We start from the raw sequence: 17176 nt of genomic DNA, 5'->3' as shown, positions 1-17176 counted from the left end.
GTGCCCCGTTGGTGTTCACAGAAGATCACGGCGCGCTCTTCACTGCTGAGGTGTCGGTATCCAGTATTCATCGCAACAGCCTACCTCCGAAGGGGTCAGGTGTTGCACTTGAAAGTTGAGCCTAAGCGCTCTGACCATACCACAGGATTCGCCCGAGTAACGCCTGTAACCCGCGCCAGCCGCCGCTTTCACCAGGAAAGTTCCGGAAAGTTGACTATTCTTGAATGCGTGACGCCATGACGCAAGGGCACTGGGGCCTGCAATGCAGCGTCATCTCACACTGAATCCTCGCCCATGAGGCGGGCAAAAAACAGATCCCAAAGAGGACCGTATATCCATGGAAAGCGCTCTGCTCAGAGACCCCGAAAGCATCCGCGAATTCTTCCTGAACTTCGGTAAGTTGTGCAAAAACCCGATCGATATCAATTATTTTCTGTGCGCCGATACGGTCCGCGCATTCTACAAGGACGGCCGTATGGTGGGCGGCTACATCATCAACTCCCGGGGGCCACTGCGCTACTATGAAATGATCCCCGAGCCGGCGCGCTCCCGCGCCGACATCAAGCGTTATCTGGCCACCGGCAACGCCTGCGAGATCACCTGCTTCTGGCTGATTCGTCATGCCCTGACCGCACACGAGCGCAACGCGATCTACCTGTTTTCCGCGGCTGACGCGCTGTGTGCCGGCAAACGGTGGATATTCGGCGGGTCCGTCAACGTCAAGGCGGCCCGGACCCAGAAGCGGGTCATGCCACACGTGGTTTACCGCGGCCCTTGGGATTTCGAGGGTAGCCCCTCCCAGGCTCAGATCTACTGTTCCAGTTGGTGGGAACTGTTCGGCCTGATCGCCGTAGCGTACTCCTGGACCACGGTGGCGGATGCCGCACGTGGCGGCGCCCAGGCGCTGCGCCGCGGTCGGCGGCGCTACACGGGGGCTCTGAGAGAGATGATTGCATCTCGTCTGTCCATTCGCCGGGCACCCCGTTACGAGGTCTACACTCAGGAGTGAGCCTGCCTCATGTCGGCAACGCATCGGCATCGGCAGGTGACCTGCCAGTTGTTACCCGTGTCTGGAAAGGCGGGGCGGAATCCTTTCGCCCGTTCCAGTTCGACAGGGAGGGTTACACTTTGCTGACCATTGAAGACTGCATCGCCATGTCCGACCTCACCGAAGACGAGGTGGAGGCGATAGCCGAGCACGAGCACCTGCCCATGATGGCGGCTCTGGAAATGGGTTGGTTTCTGGTGCAGACGCCGGAAGGGGAAGAGCGCGTCAGAGCCATGATCGCCGACGGCATCGCGGCGGCGGAGGCGCGTGACGATCACGCCCGTGCCGCTCGGTTGAAACTGACCTTGCGTCGTTACATGGAGACGCACAGCCAGATCCATCAATAAGTTTCTATCCCAGGTCTTTGCCGTGCATGAAGCGGCCGGAGGTGACCAGTCCGGCGCCTTATGCACGGCAAGCCATCTCCCCGTATCCTTTACCCTGTGACGTCCGTCACAGCTCCCCGATTCCAGTGGCCCGGCGGTGGAACAGCGTCAGACCGAGGCGTTGCGCACACAATTTTGGTCATTTACTGTATCCGAAATGGCTATTAGTGAAGAATAAGGTTGTATACATAACTTCATAAGTGAGCTGCGCAAAGCAGCCGTTTCCACTCGCAGTCTCTTCACCGCAAGCGACGGCCACAGGAAGGAGGGGGATCCATGGCTTCAGCACCGGAGCATTATCCGTGGTTCAAGAAGGAGGATACGAATGCCTTCTTCGCACTGTTCCAGAACAACATCGCCAACTTCGTCATCATCGCCATTACCCTGCTGGGCTTTGGCTTCCCCACGGACATTGTCTTCGGGAAGGTCATCCCCGGCGCTGCCATCGCCGTGCTGGTGGGCAACTTCTACTATGCCTGGTATGCAAGCCGACTCGCCCGCAAGGAAGGTCGCGCCGACGTAACCGCGTTGTCCTACGGCATCAGTACGCCGATCATGTTCGTGTTCCTGTTCGGCGTGATTCTGCCGGCGTACCAGTTCACCGATGACGCCGAGATGGCCTGGAAGATTGCCGTCGCCGCCTGCTTCTTCAGCGGCCTGGTACAGGTCTGCATCAGCTTTCTCGGCGCCTGGGTCAAGCGCAACCTGCCGCGCGCCGCCATGCTCGGGGCGCTGGCCGGGGTGGCGCTGACCTTCATAGCCGGACAGATGCTGTTCACCACTTACGAGATGCCGGTGATCGGCATTCTGGTGCTGGGCATCATCATCGTCGGCATTGTCGGCCAGGTGCACATGCCGTTCCGCATCCCGGCGTCGCTGTTCGCCATCCTTATCGGCACGGGCCTGGCGTATCTGCTGGGGCAGGCGGAGGTGGACTCCGTGGCCGAGGGCATGGAGCACTTCGGCTTCTACCCGATTCTGCCCGAGTTCACCTGGATCCAGGGCTTCACTTACCTGTTCGGTGCCATGGCCGGCCTGCTGACGGTCGTCCTGCCCATTACGCTCTACAATGCCATCGAGACCATGAACAACGTCGAAGCCATGGAGGCCGAAGGCGACCGTTATGACGTGCGTGAGTGCATGGCCGTGGACGGCGTCGGCACCATGCTTGGTGCGTTGTTTGGCGGGCCGTTTCCGACCACGGTGTACATTGCCTCGGTGGGTGCCAAGTGGATGAATGCCGGACGCGGCTACAGCATCCTCAATGGCATTGTCTACCTGTTTGCGGCCATGTTCGGGCTGATCGCCGCGCTGGCGGAGATCATTCCCACGGCCGTGGTGGCGCCGCTGCTGGTGTTCGTGGGGCTCTCCATGATCTCCACGGCGTTCCGTGGCAACGACATGCGCTACTTCCCGGCTATCGTGCTGGCCATGCTGCCGTATCTGGGTAACTACATCGCCACCAACTTCGGCAATGATGCCGCCGACGTGATGGCCGGGGTCTCGGGAGGCATCGCTCCCATGGCCGAAGGCGCCATGTTTACCGGCATTATCCTGGGCGCGATCACCGTGTTCGTCATCGACAAGGACTTCTTCCGGGCCACGATCTTCGCGGGCATCGCGGCGCTGCTGTCCTTCATCGGCATCATGCATGCGGAAGAGATGACCTTCATGGGTGCGCCGGACTTCGCTCTCGGGTATCTCATCCTGGCGGCCTTCTTCGCCTTCTACTGGCTCACGGGTTACGGCCTGGATGATGGCAACGGCCCGGCGGACGATGCCGTCGGTCCGCAGTCGCCGGGGCAGGATTAAGCTCGGTTAGCAGGGCCACCGGAAGGTGGCCTTGTCGGACACAAAAAACCCCGCTTCGGCGGGGTTTTTTGTGTCCGGGTTATGACCGTGTTGTTACGGTGGACGTGAACGTCCACCCTACGGCTGCACGGTCCTCTAGGCGGTTGGCGTAGGGTGGACCTTCAGGTCCACCATCCACAACTACTCCCCCGCCACCTGCAGGAGTTGCGCAGCCAGGCTCACGGCGATATGCCCCGGTGCCTTGCCGCCGATGCCGGGCAGCCCCACCGGGCAGGTGAGGTGCTCCTCCGCGGCCTGTCCGAGCCCGGCATCCCGCAACCGGTGCATGAATCGCCCGCGCTTGGTGGACGAGCCAATGGTGCCGATGAAGCCCAGATCGTCCCGCTGCAGGGCGGCCTTGAGGATATCCAGATCCGTATCGTGGCTGTGGGTCATGGCCACCAGCAGGGTCCCGGCCGGGAGCTCCGGCACGAGGCTGGCCGGGTCATCGGGGGCGTGGGTGCGCACCTGCTCCGGTACCGTCTCCGGAAACTGGCCCTGGCGGCTGTCCACCCAGTGGATGCGGCAGGGGATGCCGGCGAGCACGTCCACCAGCGCGCGGCCCACGTGCCCCGCGCCGAAGATGGCGATGGTGAGGGGGGAGGGCAGGAACGGCTCGAACAGCAGCCGCATGCGCCCCCCGCACGCCTGATCCAGGGCGTCGTTGAGGGTGAAGTCCTCTTCCGACACGGTGGTGGTCCCGCCGGTGATCATCTCCCGGGCGCGTTCCTGGGCGATCAGTTCCACCGTGCCGCCTCCCAGCGTACCGGTGGAGTCCGATGCGGTGACCAGCATTTTGGCGCCGGATGCCCGCGGCGACGACCCCTCGGTGCCCACCAGCGTGACCAGGACGCAGGGCACGTCGTCGGCCACGCAGCGGTTCATGGCGTCAAGCCAGGGCTTCACTCGTCCACCTCCTCGAGTCTGTCCGCCCGGGCCGCGACATCACCACCCAGACGGCGGGCGCTCTCCATGGCCAGCAGCACCTTCTCGGGCGTTGCCGGGGCGTCCAGCCGGACCCGCGCCCCCCGGGGTGCGACGCTGTTCACGGCGTCCTTGAGGGCGTGGTAGACGCACATGGCCAGCATCAGCGGCGGTTCACCCACGGCCTTGGACCGGCGCACCGCCTTCTCCCGATTGTAGCCGGAGTCTAGCAGCCGCACGCGGAAATCCACGGGCATGTCGCTGGCCGCCGGGATCTTGTAGGTGGAGGGTGCATGGGTGGTCAGGCTGCCCTTGTCGTTCCACACCAGCTCCTCTGTGGTCAGCCAGCCCATGCCCTGGACGAAGCCCCCTTCCACCTGTCCCAGGTCGATGGCGGGGTTCAGGGACTTGCCGCAGTCGTGGAGAATGTCGGTGCGCACCACCCGATACTCGCCGGTGAGCGTGTCCACCAGCACCTCCGCGCAGGCGATGCCGTAGGCGAAGTAGTAGAACGGCCGGCCCTTGAGCGTGGCCTTGTCCACGTGGATCTTCGGGGTGGCGTAGAAGCCCGCCTCCGAGAGCTGGATGCGGTTCAGGTGTGCCCGTTGGCACAGTTCCGGGAAGGTGCACAGCGGGTCGTCACCCACCAGGACCTGGCCGTCGCGGAAGGCCACATCCTCGGCATCCACGTTCCAGGTCTCGCTGACCAGCTTCGTCAGGCGCCACTTGATGGCGCGGGCGGCGTTCTGTGCTGCCATACCGTTCAGGTCGGTGCCCGAGGAGGCCGCCGTGGCCGACGTGTTGGGCACTTTGCCGGTGGTGGTGGCGGTGATGCGCACTCGCTCCAGATCCACGCCGAACTCCTCGGCGACGATCTGCGCCACCTTGGTGTACAGCCCCTGGCCCATCTCCGTGCCGCCGTGGTTGAGCTGGATGCTGCCGTCGGTGTAGACGAGCACCAGCGCGCCGGCCTGGTTCAGGTGTGTGGTGGTGAACGAGATGCCGAACTTCACCGGCGTCACCGCCAGGCCCTTGCGCAGCACGCCGCCCTCGCCGTTGAAGGCGTCCACCTGACGGCGGCGCTCGGCGTACTCGGCGCTGCGTTCGATATCGTCGAACAGTTCCGGGAGGATGTTGTCCTCCACGATCTGGTCGTAGGGCGTCTCGTTGCGCTCGTCGATGCCGTAGAGGTTGCGCCGGCGCACCTCGAAGGCGTCCAGCCCCAGGTGGCGGGCGATCTCGTCCATGACGTACTCGATGGCCATCATGCCCTGGGGGCCGCCGAAGCCGCGGAAGGCGGTGTTGGACACCGTGTTGGTGTAGCACCGGTGCGAGACGATGCGCGTGTTCGGCAGGTAGTAGGCGTTGTCCGCGTGGTACATGGCGCGGTCGTTCACGGCGCCGGAGAGGTCCGCCGAGATGCCGCAGCGCGACGCCAGCATGAAGTCCACGCCCTGGATGCGCCCGGTGTCGTCGAAGCCGACGTCGTAGCGCACCTTGAAGTCGTGGCGCTTGCCGGTCATGACCATGTCGTCGTCGCGGTCCAGCCGTAGCTTCACCGGGCGGCCGGTGCGCTGGGCCAGCACCGCGGCGATGGCGGCGATGTGTGCGGGCTGCGTCTCCTTGCCGCCGAAACCGCCGCCCATGCGCCGGGTCTCGATGACGACGCCGTGGTCGGGGATGCCCAGCACGCCCGCCACCAGATGCTGGACTTCGGAGGGGTGCTGGGTGGAGCTGTAGACGAGCATGTCGCCGTCTTCCTGGGGTACGGCCATGGCGATCTGGCCTTCCAGGTAGAAGTGGTCCTGAGCGCCGATGGCGAATTCGCCGTCCAGCCGATGGGCCGCCTGCGCCAGGGCGGAGTCGGTGTCGCCCTTGTCGAAGCGCCGGGTGTCGAGTACGAACGACTCCTTCTCCAGCGCATCATCAATGGTGAGCACCGGCTCCAGTTCGTCGAATTCGACCCGGCCCTTCTTCGCCGCCGTAATGGCGGTGCCCAGGTCCTCGGCGGCCACGGCGAACAGGGCCTGGCCCCAGTAGTTGATGGTGTTCTCGGCGAAGACGAGATCGCCCGGGAAGACCGGCCCCACGTCCCGTTTCGCGGGGAGGTCGTCCGCCGTCATCACCGCGGCGACGCCCGGCACCTCGCGGCAGGCGGAGACGTCCATGCCCGTGATCTTCGCATGGGCCGTGTCGCTCAGCCGGACGTAGGCGTGCAGCAGGTTGCGCGGCTCGGGGATGTCGTCGGTGTACACTGCCTCGCCGGTGACGTGCTTGTGCGCACTGTCGTGGGGGTGCGGCTTGTGCACCGTGCGGCTGGCGTTGTCGAATTCGGGAAAGGTGCGCCCGCTCATGCCTGCGCCTCCTCATGGTCGAGTACCCGTGTCGGTGTCGGGTGATTCGTGGTCTCCAGGTGGCATTTACGCAACAGGTTCCTGGCCGTGAGCATGCGGTAGTCGGCGCTGGCGCGCATGTCGCTCATGGGCTTGAACTCGGTCTCCAGTGCCGCGCCGGCGGCGGTCACGGAGGCCTCGTTCCAGGGCTGACCGCGCAGGGCGGTTTCCGTTTGCACGGCCCGGGCGGGTATGGCTGCCATGCCGCCGAAACCGATACGCACGTCCTGCACCATGTTGCCGTCCAGCCGCAGATTGAACGCCGCGCACACCGCGGAAATGTCCTGGTCGAAGCGCTTCGAGAGCTTGTAGCAGCGCAGCTGCCAGCCCGCTGCCGGTTTCGGAACGCGGATGCGCTCGACGAACTCGCCGGCGGCCATGGCGGTCTTGCGGTAGTCCAGGAAGAACTGGTCGATGGGCAGGGTGCGCAGGCTGCTGCCCTGGCGCAGAACCAGTTCGGCGTTCAGGGCGATCAGCACCGGCATGGAGTCGCCGATGGGCGAGGCGTTGGCGATGTTGCCGCCCAGGGTGCCGGAGTTGCGGATCTGCACCGAGGCGAAGCGCCGCAGCAGCTCGCCGAAGTCCGGGTAGTGCCGGCCGATCAGGTCCATGGCGTCGGTGTGGGTTACGGCGGCGCCGATATCGATCCAGTCGTCATCCTCGCGGACGGTCTTCATCTCGTCCACGTCGCCGGTGTAGAGAAGGGTATCGAGCTTGCGATGCTGCTTGGTGACCCACAGCCCCACGTCGGTGCCGCCGGCCAGAATGGTGGCATCCGGCAGATCCGCCAGCAGGTCCGCCAGGGCGTCGGTGGTGCGGGGCGCGTAGTAATCGCGTCCGGAGCCGGCGACGTGCAGGGTGTCGTCGCCGCGCAGGGCGGTCAGACGCTGCGCCGTCTCCGACTCGCGAGCGCTGAAGGCGTCTCCGTCGCCCAGGTCGTACATGCGCTCGGCGGCGTCGAGAATGGGCCGGTAGCCGGTGCAGCGGCAGAGGTTGCCGGCAAGCACGTCCTGGATACGCTGGCGGCCGGGGCGATCCTCGTTGTGGTACATGGCGAACATGGACATCACGAAGCCCGGGGTGCAGAAGCCGCACTGGGAACCGTGGCACTCTACCAGGGCCTGCTGCGCGGGGTGTAGGGCGCCGTCGGGCTGGCGCAGATGCTCCACGGTGATGAGCTGTTTGCCGTGCAGGGCCGGAAGAAAGAGGATGCAGCCGTTGACGGCGCGGTAGCGAATACGCCCGCCGGTGTCGGGCTCACCCACCACCACGGTACAGGCGCCGCAGTCGCCCTCGGCGCAGCCTTCCTTGGTGCCGGGCTGCTCCGCGCGGGTGCGCAGCCACTGCAGTACCGTCATGTTCGGGTCGGCGTCGCGGATCTCCCGTTCGCTGGTTCCGAGCAGGAATCGGATTGGATCAGACATGAGTGTTCCTCATAGTTCAAAGCGTTATGGCTTTCGCTCCGGGACGCTTCCGGGCGCGTGCGCATTCTTTTGGTGGACGATCCGGCCGCCCACGTAGGTGGTCTCGATATGGCGGTCGTCGCCCAGCATGAGCAGGGCGAACAGGCTTTCCTGCAGGGTTGCCGGGGCGGTGCGCCGCGCCGTGAGGGGCGTGGCGGCAGGGTCCACCACGATGATGTCTGCCTCCTTGTCCGCGTCCAGGCTGCCCACCCGGTCGGCAATATCCAGGGCATCGGCGCTGCCGCGGGTCGCCAGGTGCAGCAGGCTGGCGGCGGACAGGGGCGTGCCGTTCAGGCAGGACACCTTGTACGCCTCGCTGGCGGTGCGGAACATGCTGAAACTGCTGCCGCCGCCCACGTCCGTGGCCAGGCCCACGCGGATGCCGGTGGCGCGGGCGTCGCGGTACTCCAGCAGGCCGCTGCCCAGGAACGTGTTCGATGTGGGCGAGAAGGCGATGGCCGCGCCGGTGTCCGCCATGCGCCGGCGGTCGGTGTCGTCCAGGTAGATGCAGTGGGCGAACACGGAGCGCTCGCGCACCAGCCCGTAATGGTCGTACACGTCCATGTAGCTCCGCGCCCAGGGGAACAGTTCGCCGACCCAGGCCACTTCGTTGCGGTTCTCCGCGAGGTGCGTGTGCAGGTAGGCGTCCGGGAACTCCCGGGCGAGTTCCGATGTTTTCTGCAGCTGTGCGTCGCTGGACGTCGGCGCAAACCGCGGGGTGATGGCGTAGCGCAGGCGGTCCACGCCGTGCCAGCGCTCCAGCAACTCGCGGGAGTCGCGATAGCCGCTCTCGGGGGTGTCCTGAATGGCCTCCGGGCAGTTTCGGTCCATCATCACCTTGCCGGCAATGAGGCGCATGCCGTGGTGCTGCGCCGCCTCGAAGATAGCGTCCGCCGATTGGGCGTGTACCGTGCCCAGCACGTTGGCGCTGGTGGTGCCGTTGCGGAACAGCTCCTGCAGGAAGAAGTCCGCCGTCTCCCGGGCCACCTCCGGATCAGCGAAGCTCGCCTCGGCCGGGAACGTATAGCGTTCCAGCCACTCCAGCAGCTGGGAGCCGAAACTGGCGATGATGTCCGTCTGCGGGTAGTGGATATGGCTGTCGATGAACCCGGGTAGCAGCCAGCGGCCGCTGTAGTCGTGCATCGTTAGATGCGACCGGTCTCCGGTCAGCACCTCCGCGGCGGGGCCGCGCGCGATGATGTGCCCGTCCTCGATGATCAGGGCCCCGTCCTCGATGATGCGCAGGGCCTCGCTGCCCACCGCCGTGTCGGCGACGGCGTCGCAGTCGATGAGGGTGCCGCGCAGGGCATACGGGTCATGGCTTGCGGTGTTCATGGCTCTCCCGTTGCTTCGACGGTTTGCGGCGCTCACAGTGTTGACCGCCGCAAACCGTACAGGGTTTCTGTATACAAGTTTCGTTCCAGTGTTACACCGTTGCCAGCATCAGTACACACAGGGCGGCGACCACCAGCATGGCCGGTTTCACGTCGCTGATGCGGCCGGTGAGCACCTTGATCACCACGTAGCTGAGAAAGCCGTAGGCGATGCCCATGGTGATGGAGTACGTCAGCGGCATGAGAATCACCGCCAGGAACGCCGGAATGGCCTCGTCGTAGCGCTCCCACTCCACTTTCTTCACCGGCGCCAGCATGAACAGGCCCACCAGCACCAGCACCGTGGAGGTGGCAATGGCCGGCACCAGCTCAAGCAGCGGCGACAGGAACAGGAACGGCAGGAACAGCAGTGCGATGGTTACCGCCACCAGTCCGGTCCGGCCGCCCTGGGCCACGCCGGCGCCCGATTCGATGAACGTCTGCGCCGCGCTGGTGCCGAGCGGGGCGGCAATGATCGACGAGAAGGCATCCACGGACATGGACTGCTTCAGGTTGCGCGGGTTGCCGTCCTTGTCCTTCAGCCCGGCCGCTTCGGACAGGCCCATGAAGCAGGACAGGGCGTCGAAGAAGTTGGTGAACAGCATCACGAAGATGAACGGCCAGAACGCGTAGTTGAGCGCGCCGATGACGTCTACCTGGAACATGAAGCTGAAGTCCGGGCCGGCCACCAGGCCGTCCCATACCACGGCAGTGTCGGCTCCCCACATGCGGCCCAGCGGGATGGCCAGCAGCGTGGTCGCGGCGATGCCGAGCACCAGCGCCCCCGGAACCTTGCGGGCGACGAACGCGCCCGTCAGCGCCAGGCCGGCGAGAAAGGTGAGTACGGACGGACCGAGGTCCGCCATGCTCACCAGCGTGGCCGGGTTGCTGACGATGAAGCCGGCATTCTTCAGCCCGATGAAGGTGATGAACAGCCCGATGCCGCAGGTGATGGCGTAGCGCATGTTCGCCGGAATGGCGTCGACGATGATCTGGCGCACATTGAACACCGCCAGGATCACGAAGATTACCCCGGACCAGAACACGCACCCCAGCGCGATTTCCAGCGGCACGCCCGCGCCTTCCACAAGGGTGTAGGTGAACAGCGCGTTCATGCCCATGCCGGGCGCGATGAGAATCGGGTTGCGGGCGTACAGCCCCATGGCGAGGCTGCCCAGGAAGCTGATGATGACCGTGGCCGTGAGCCCCGCGGAAAAGGGAATGCCGGCGTCACTGAGAATGGCCGGGTTGACGACGATGATGTACATGCCGGCGAGAAAGGTCGCCACGCCAGCCATGATCTCGGTGCGGATAGTGGTGCCGTTCTCGGTCAGGCCGAAAAAGGCGTCCAGCCCACCCTGTGCCGGTCGGCCGTCTGCGGCCGTCTGCGTTGCGGTATCCGGGGAACTCATGGCTCTCCTCCGAGGTTCTTGTATGTGCCTGATTCACATCGTTCACAGTCGATGTCATTAATTGTGTACTAGATTGGCATAAAAGCATGTATACACAGGCACAGGCAACCCCTTTACAACGACGGTTTGGCATGACACCTAAGCGGTTTTGTCCGTCTGATCATAGGGGGTGATCCGGGGCAGGCACTCGCTGCAGGCACGCGGCCGCGAACGACCGGGGGCTGGTATGCGGCGGGGTGGAGAAACAGGTGGCACGTCCTTGTGCCAAGGGGAAGGGTGCGTCCGGGTGTTACAGGTCGATCCGTGTCGCGGTGCCGGCCTCGGCGGCCCGCTCCACGGCCACTCGCGCTACGGCAAGATCCTGCAGACCGACCCCGGTGCCGTCGAACACGGTGATGGCCTCGGCACTGCGGCGGAAGCTGCCCGGGTCGCCGGTGACCCTGCCGATGGGGCGGATGGCATCCCGGTGGATGTGCCCCTGAGCCACTGCATGCTGGCACTCGCCGATGGTGGCCGCCTGGGTCGGGTCGTCGGTGAACACCTCGGCGCCAGTGAGAATGGCCGGGTCGATCTCCTGCTTGCCGGCGGTGTCCGTGCCCATGCACGCGATATGCGTGCCGGGGCGGATCTGCTCACTGGTGAGCAGGGGTTCGAAGCAGGAGGTGATGGTGATGATCACGTCCGCCTGCTCACACAGGGTGTCCCGGTCCAGCGCCTCGAAGGGCAGGCCCATGGCCTGGGCGGCTTCGCGCAGGCCTTCCAGCCGTTCCGGGCTGCGGTTCCAGGCCACCACCCGCTCAATGGGGCGCTGCTCCACGGCGGCACGGAGCTGGAACGGGGCCTGGTGGCCGGCGCCGACGATGCCCAGGGTCTTCACGTCGGGGCGCGCCAGATGGTGAATGGAGACGGCGCTGGCGGCGGCCGTGCGCACCGCCGTCAGGTAATTGCCGCCCACCAGGGCGCGCGGCTGGCCGGTGTCCGGGTCGAACAGCAGCACCGTCGACTGGTGGTTGGTCAGCCCCCGGGCCGCGTTGCCGGGCCAGTAACCGCCGGATTTCACCCCGAGCGCCATGTGGTCGCGATCGAACCCGGACTTGAAGCCGTACAGCGCATCGGCGTGGCCGATGGCCTCGCGGACCACGGGGAAGTTCCAGGCCTGCCCCGTGGCCATGGCGGCGAAGACGGATTCCACCGCGGTGAAAGCGTCCGCACGGCTCACCGCTGCCTTTACCGCCTCTTCGGATACAATCTGCATGGTTTCGCTCCTTGCCTTTACAGGCACATGCCGCGGCCGGTGATGGGCCACAGGCATTCAACGCGGCCATTGCGCACACCCACGTACCAGTCGTAGATGTTGACCGTCGGGTCGCAGTGGCCGGGCACCAGCTTGAGCTTCTCGCCCAGGCGCAGCACGTTGTCCGGGTCCTTGATGACGCCGTGCTCGTCCGAGGCGCCGATGTACTCAATGTCGTCCCGGCCGAACACCACGGCCACGCCGGAGTCCACGCTCTGGGCCTTGAGGCCGGCGTCGCAGATGGCCTTTTCCGCCTTGGTCTTGCTCATCACCGTGGAGTAGATGAACAGGCTGTTCTCGAAGTCGTCGATGTGGCGGCCGTCCTGCATCTTGATGCGCTGGTAATCGGCGTCCATGAAGACGTAGGAGCCGCACTGGAGCTCGTTGTACACGCCGCTCTCGCCCTCGAAGGTGTAGGTGCCGGTGCCAGCCCCGGCGACGATGTCGCATTCCAGGTTCTCGGCCCTCAGCAACTCCACGGTGTGCTTCACCGCGGCGATGGCCTCGTCGATCCTGCCCTTGCGCTCGTCGAAGTCGTGCACATGCTGCGCCTTGCCCTGGTAGGCCTGGAGGCCGGCGAAGCGCAGCCCCTCGGAGGCGGCGATGCGTTTCGCCAGCGGCACCGCGGCATCGCCGGGCGCCACGCCGCAGCGGCCGGCGCCCACGTCCACCTCCACCAGCACTTCGATGGGGGCCTTGTAACGCAGGGCGGCGGCGTTGATCTGGTCGATGTTGTCCATGTCGTCCACGCACACCAGCACGCGTGCCTGGCGGGCGAGGGCGGCCAGACGGTCGATCATGGCGGGCTGGATGACCTGGTTCGAGACCAGCACGTCGCGCACGCCGCCGTTGACCATGGCCTCGGCCTCGCTGACCTTCTGGCAGCACACGCCGACCGCGCCATGGGCGATCTGGTCCAGGGCGATGTTGGGGGACTTGTGCGTCTTGGCGTGCGCCCGGTGGCGCAGCCCCTGGCCGTTGATGTAGTTCGCCATCCGTTCAACGTTGCGTTCGTAGGCGTCCAGATCCACCAGCAGGCAGGGGGTGAGGACGTCTTCAACAGGGGTGCCCACGAGGGCGGGGACATTGGTGCTCATGGCGTTTCTCCTCTTCCTTATGGGGATGCCGCGGGGCTCACTTCGCGAGCCAGGGCAGCTTGTACATGTCCACGTTGCCGCCGGTGAGAATCACGCCCACCCGCTGGCCGCGGAATACGTCGGGGTTCTTGAGAATGGCGGCCACCGCCACCGCGCTGGAGGGCTCGATGACGATTTTCATGCGCTCCCATACCAGCCGCATGGCGTCGATGATCTCCTCCTCGGTGGTCAGCAGGATGTCGGTGACGTAGCTGGAAACGAAGTGCCAGCTCAGGTCGCGCAGGGAGACCTTGAGCCCGTCGGCAACGGTGTCCGGGGCGTCGTCCTCGATGATGTAGCCCGCCTTGAAGGAGCGGTAGGCGTCGTCCGCGTTCTTCGGTTCGGCGGCGTAGATGCGCGTATCCGGCGCGATGCTGGAGATGGTCAGCGACGTGCCGCTGATCATGCCGCCGCCACCGATGGGTGCGACCACGGCATCCAGGGGGCCGGCGTCCTCGTTCAGCTCCAGTGAGCAGGTGGCCTGGCCGGCGATGACGCGATGGTCGTTGTACGGGTGCACGAAGTTGGCGCCGGTACGCTCCACGAGATCGTTCAGCGTGCGCTCGCGCGCCTCCAGGCTGGGCTTGCAGGTGATGATCTCGCCGCCGTAGCCCTCCACCGCGCGCATCTTCGCGCGGCTCGCCGTCTCCGGCATGATCACCGTGCCCGGAATGCCGCGGCAGCCGGCGGCGCGGCTCAGCGACAGGGCGTGGTTGCCCGAGGAGTGCGTGGCCACGCCGCGGGCTGCCTCTTCGTCCGTGAGGCTGAACACCGCGTTGGTGGCGCCGCGCACCTTGAATGCCCCCGCTTTCTGCAGGTTCTCGCACTTGAAGAACAGCCGGGCGCCGCTCATGCGGTCCAGCGTCTCGCTGGTGAGCACCGGCGTGCGGTGGATCCACGGCTTGATGCGCTCGTGAGCAGCCCTGGCATCGTCGAAACTGGGTATGTACATGGCTGGCAACTCCCTGGTTGTTGCCCGTGGACGGGCCCGGATCAGGCGGTCTTGCGCTGGGCCACCGCGCTGTTCGCCCGGTAGTACTCTTGAGCTGCGGCCACGCCGCTGCCCAGCTCGATGGGGTAGCCCAGGTCCTTCATGGCCATCTCGGCGGTGGCGATGCCGGACAGAGCCATCACGTCGCTCATCTGTCCCAGGTGGCCGATCCGGAACAGCTGCCCCGCGACCTGGCCAAGGCCGATGCCGAAACTCACGCCGTAGGTCTCGTTGGCATAGTTGACCAGCTCGGTGCTGTCGAACCCGTCCGGGACCATGATCGCGGTGACCGTATCGGAGTTGAGCTCCGGGTGCCGCGCACACACTTCCATGCCCCAGGCGGCCACGGCGCGGCGGACCCCTTCGGCGATGCGGAAGTGGCGGGCATGAACGTTCTCCAGGCCTTCGGCAAGCAGCATGTTCATGCTCTCGCGCAATCCCTCGATCAGGCCGATGGCCGGGGTATAGGGGTAGGAACCCTTGCCGCCGGCAGCGAGCATGTCGCGCAGGTCGAAATAGCAACGCGGTAGCCGTGCCGTCTCCATGGCCGCCTGCGCCTTCGGGCTGGCGGCGACGATGGCGAGACCGGTGGCGAGCATGAAACCTTTCTGGGAGCCGGCCACGGCCATGTCCACGCCCCAGTCGTCCATGCGGAATTCCATGGAGCCGATGGAGCTCACGCCGTCGACGAACAGCATGGCCGGGTGGTCTGCCGCATCCATGGCTTCGCGCACCGCGCGCACGTCGCTGCGTACGCCGGTGGCCGTCTCATTGTGGACGGTGAGCACCGCCTTGATGCGGTGATCGGTGTCCGCCGCCAGGGCGTCGCGATAGGCGGCGATGGGGGCGCCTTCACCCCACTCGCAGTCGATCACCTTCACGTCCAGTCCGTGGCGCTCGCACAGATCGATCCAGCGGTGGGAGAACATGCCGTAGCGCGCCGCCAGCACCGTGTCGCCGGGGGAGAGGGTGTTGGTGATGGCCGTCTCCCAGCCGCCGGTGCCGCTGGCGGTGAACACGGCCACGTCGCCCCGGGTGGTGCCGAAGGGTTGTTTCAGGTCCTGCAGCAGCGGCACGAACATGCGGCCGAACTCCTGCGAGCGGTGATCCCAGGTGGGCACGCTCATGGCTTTGCGCAGGCGCTCGGGAATATTCGTCGGCCCCGGGATGAAGACGGGGTTCTGGTTTTCCATGACATCTCCTCCGATTTGTTTCTGACTCCATGTTAGAGAAATGGAAAAGATTTCCAATTTTTTCGGAAAACTATTTCATTAAGGCAAGAAAATGGGTAGGGTGCTGAGTGAGGAAGAAAAACGGGTTTTTCGGCCACGCCGTGTTGGTGGTGTGCGAAAAATTCCGTTCGGCATGAAAGGGGGAGAATCATGGCTGATGAACGGGAACGCCGGCGCAAGCGTGGCCGGCCTCGGAGTGACCGGCCGCAGGACGCCACCGGCACCGTGCAGGCCCTGGACCGGGGGCTGCGGCTGCTGACGCTGCTGGCAGAGCAGGACGAGATGACGCTCACCGAGATCGGGCTGGACGCCAACATCGCACCCACCACTGCCTACCGCCTGCTGGTCACGCTGCAGCAGCGTGACATGGTGACCTTCGACGAAGAGGCGCAGACCTGGTCCATCGGCGTGGAGACGTTCCGGATCGGCAGCGCCTTCCTGCGTCGGACCAACTACCTGGAGGCCGGGCGCCCGGTGATGCGCCGGCTCATGGAGGCGAGCGGGGAGACCTCCAACATGGCCATTCAGGACGGCAGCGATGTGGTCTTCGTCTCCCAGATCGAGACCCACAAGCCGATCCGCGCGTTCTTTCGTCCGGGTACACGTGGCCACATGCACGCCTCCGGCATCGGCAAGGCGTTGCTGGCCGAACGCAGTGAGCAGGACGTGCGCGCCATTATCACGGAGAAGGGGTTGCCGGCGTTCACCGAGACCACGCTGACCACGGCAGAGGCCCTGTTCGCGGATCTGGTGCGGACCCGTGAGCGGGGCTGGGCCGTGGATGACGAGGAAAGCACCACGGGCATGCGTTGTCTGGCCGCGCCGGTATTCAACGAGTACGGTGAGGCGATCGCCGGGATCTCCATCTCGGGGCTGGCCGCTCGATTGCCGGATGCCGTACTGGATCAGCTCGGGCCGCTGGTGCGTGACGCCGCGGACGAGGTGACCGACAACATCGGCGGGCTGTTGCCCGCGCGCATGACCGCAGAATCAACGGGAGAGCAGGCGTGATCAGAGGACGAACAATCCGGGCCGGCGCGGCCATTGTTGCAGCCCTGGGGCTGGCAGCCTGTGCAGGCCAGGACCGTGGCGACCGCGTCACGGCCGATGAGGCAAGCCAGCGGCAGGCGCCCCTTTCCGTGGATGAAGACCGGGTACAGACGGCTGACGGCGAAACCCTGGCGGAAAGCGCCGATATCCCGTCACAGATCAATGTCGACTCGGACGCGGCCTTTGGCGCGTCGGAGCGCATCCTTGATGCCGCCCTGTCGGCGGACGGCGAGTGGCTGGCCGTGACCACCACCGGTGCCGCGCACGGCGCCGGTTGGCTCAAGTCACTGGAGCAGGGGCGCTGGCACCCGGCGGCGTTTCAGTACGGCGGTTCCGTGGGATTGTGGCAGTGGAGCGACCAGGGCCGCTTCGTGGCGTTCATTCTGGAAGGGCCGGCGGAGGGTCAGGTCGTCAACGTGGTCGACCGCGAGTCCCTGGCGGCGACCGTCGCCGAGACGGCCCTGCCGGTGGATCACTGCGTCACGGAAGACAACGCCCGGGAAGCGGAGCGGCCGCCCTACCAGGAGCCCCTGGTCTGGTACGACGGCCGCTTGTTGGTGGAGATCGAAAGTCGGCGCTACCTTTTCGATCCGGCGTCCGGCGCGTGTCAGCCCGTGGGCTGA

The 17176-nt window shown here is 65.7% G+C and carries 14 protein-coding genes; 5 read left to right on the top strand and 9 right to left on the bottom strand.

Going from position 1 to position 17176, the window contains the following annotated elements; translation table 11 throughout:
* Positions 1-337: 337 nt before the first annotated feature.
* The 3 genes from ACNSTU_RS14080 to ACNSTU_RS14070 all read left to right on the top strand — a co-directional run bounded on the left by ACNSTU_RS14080 (position 338) and on the right by ACNSTU_RS14070 (position 3246).
* A complete protein-coding gene (locus tag ACNSTU_RS14080; RefSeq protein WP_290631758.1) occupies positions 338-1009 on the top strand; it encodes a hypothetical protein in 672 nt (223 codons plus the stop codon).
* 119 nt (positions 1010-1128) lie between these two features.
* A complete protein-coding gene (locus ACNSTU_RS14075) occupies positions 1129-1395 on the top strand; it encodes a hypothetical protein (RefSeq protein ID WP_290631760.1) in 267 nt (88 codons plus the stop codon).
* Between the two features lie 315 nt (positions 1396-1710).
* A complete protein-coding gene (locus ACNSTU_RS14070; RefSeq protein ID WP_290631762.1) occupies positions 1711-3246 on the top strand; it encodes a hypothetical protein in 1536 nt (511 codons plus the stop codon).
* A 180-nt stretch (positions 3247-3426) separates the two neighbouring features.
* Here ACNSTU_RS14070 and xdhC read toward each other — a convergent pair whose 3' ends face one another.
* The 9 genes from xdhC to bhcA all read right to left on the bottom strand — a co-directional run bounded on the left by xdhC (position 3427) and on the right by bhcA (position 15464).
* Complete coding sequence (gene xdhC, locus ACNSTU_RS14065) at positions 3427-4191, bottom strand: xanthine dehydrogenase accessory protein XdhC (protein ID WP_290631764.1); 765 nt, start codon at positions 4189-4191, stop codon at positions 3427-3429.
* The gene (xdhB, locus tag ACNSTU_RS14060; RefSeq protein WP_290631766.1) at positions 4188-6563 is read right to left on the bottom strand and encodes a xanthine dehydrogenase molybdopterin binding subunit; all 2376 of its coding nucleotides are present in this window, start codon (positions 6561-6563) and stop codon (positions 4188-4190) included. Before xdhB ends, xdhC begins: the two co-directional genes overlap by 4 nt.
* Positions 6560-8026 carry a xanthine dehydrogenase small subunit gene (gene xdhA / locus ACNSTU_RS14055; protein ID WP_418212510.1) on the bottom strand — a complete coding sequence of 489 codons (1467 nt, stop codon included), beginning with the start codon at positions 8024-8026 and terminating at the stop codon, positions 6560-6562. Before xdhA ends, xdhB begins: the two co-directional genes overlap by 4 nt.
* A 24-nt stretch (positions 8027-8050) precedes the next feature.
* A complete protein-coding gene (gene guaD / locus ACNSTU_RS14050; RefSeq protein ID WP_290635654.1) occupies positions 8051-9400 on the bottom strand; it encodes a guanine deaminase in 1350 nt (449 codons plus the stop codon).
* A 91-nt stretch (positions 9401-9491) separates the two neighbouring features.
* A complete protein-coding gene (locus ACNSTU_RS14045) occupies positions 9492-10850 on the bottom strand; it encodes an NCS2 family permease (RefSeq protein ID WP_290635656.1) in 1359 nt (452 codons plus the stop codon).
* A 289-nt stretch (positions 10851-11139) separates the two neighbouring features.
* Positions 11140-12105, bottom strand: coding sequence for an iminosuccinate reductase BhcD (gene bhcD, locus ACNSTU_RS14040; RefSeq protein ID WP_290635658.1), 966 nt, complete (start codon positions 12103-12105; stop codon positions 11140-11142).
* A 17-nt stretch (positions 12106-12122) separates the two neighbouring features.
* Positions 12123-13241, bottom strand: a complete 1119-nt coding sequence (locus ACNSTU_RS14035) for a DSD1 family PLP-dependent enzyme (protein WP_290635660.1) — start codon at positions 13239-13241, stop codon at positions 12123-12125.
* A gap of 37 nt (positions 13242-13278) precedes the next feature.
* Entirely contained in the window at positions 13279-14232 is a 954-nt protein-coding gene (gene bhcB / locus ACNSTU_RS14030; protein WP_418212509.1) for a beta-hydroxyaspartate dehydratase BhcB, read from the bottom strand.
* A gap of 41 nt (positions 14233-14273) precedes the next feature.
* Positions 14274-15464: an L-aspartate--glyoxylate aminotransferase BhcA gene (bhcA, locus tag ACNSTU_RS14025; protein ID WP_418212508.1), complete on the bottom strand. Its 1191-nt coding sequence runs from the start codon at positions 15462-15464 to the stop codon at positions 14274-14276.
* A 189-nt stretch (positions 15465-15653) separates the two neighbouring features.
* On the opposite strand from bhcA, the gene bhcR reads away from it, so the two are divergent.
* A complete protein-coding gene (gene bhcR / locus ACNSTU_RS14020; RefSeq protein ID WP_290635665.1) occupies positions 15654-16514 on the top strand; it encodes an HTH-type transcriptional regulator BhcR in 861 nt (286 codons plus the stop codon).
* Positions 16511-17176: a hypothetical protein gene (locus ACNSTU_RS14015; protein ID WP_290635668.1), complete on the top strand. Its 666-nt coding sequence runs from the start codon at positions 16511-16513 to the stop codon at positions 17174-17176. The genes bhcR and ACNSTU_RS14015 overlap by 4 nt, the downstream gene beginning before the upstream one ends.

This window comes from Aquisalimonas sp. APHAB1-3, from assembly GCF_048323695.1.
Taxonomy (GTDB): domain Bacteria; phylum Pseudomonadota; class Gammaproteobacteria; order Nitrococcales; family Aquisalimonadaceae; genus Aquisalimonas.
Note: the sequence above shows the minus strand (reverse complement) of the source record. Positions and strands in the feature narration are given on the sequence as shown.

What these genes read in the sequence shown, in the direction of transcription:
- bhcD (WP_290635658.1), bottom strand. Translation starts at nt 12,105, where the DNA reads ATGCAGATTGTATCCGAAGAGGCGGTAAAGGCAGCGGTGAGCCGTGCG.
- ACNSTU_RS14035 (WP_290635660.1), bottom strand. Translation starts at nt 13,241, where the DNA reads ATGAGCACCAATGTCCCCGCCCTCGTGGGCACCCCTGTTGAAGACGTC.
- ACNSTU_RS14080 (WP_290631758.1), top strand. Translation starts at nt 338, where the DNA reads ATGGAAAGCGCTCTGCTCAGAGACCCCGAAAGCATCCGCGAATTCTTC.
- bhcR (WP_290635665.1), top strand. Translation starts at nt 15,654, where the DNA reads ATGGCTGATGAACGGGAACGCCGGCGCAAGCGTGGCCGGCCTCGGAGT.
- xdhA (WP_418212510.1), bottom strand. Translation starts at nt 8,026, where the DNA reads ATGTCTGATCCAATCCGATTCCTGCTCGGAACCAGCGAACGGGAGATC.
- ACNSTU_RS14070 (WP_290631762.1), top strand. Translation starts at nt 1,711, where the DNA reads ATGGCTTCAGCACCGGAGCATTATCCGTGGTTCAAGAAGGAGGATACG.
- xdhB (WP_290631766.1), bottom strand. Translation starts at nt 6,563, where the DNA reads ATGAGCGGGCGCACCTTTCCCGAATTCGACAACGCCAGCCGCACGGTG.
- ACNSTU_RS14045 (WP_290635656.1), bottom strand. Translation starts at nt 10,850, where the DNA reads ATGAGTTCCCCGGATACCGCAACGCAGACGGCCGCAGACGGCCGACCG.
- bhcA (WP_418212508.1), bottom strand. Translation starts at nt 15,464, where the DNA reads ATGGAAAACCAGAACCCCGTCTTCATCCCGGGGCCGACGAATATTCCC.
- bhcB (WP_418212509.1), bottom strand. Translation starts at nt 14,232, where the DNA reads ATGTACATACCCAGTTTCGACGATGCCAGGGCTGCTCACGAGCGCATC.
- guaD (WP_290635654.1), bottom strand. Translation starts at nt 9,400, where the DNA reads ATGAACACCGCAAGCCATGACCCGTATGCCCTGCGCGGCACCCTCATC.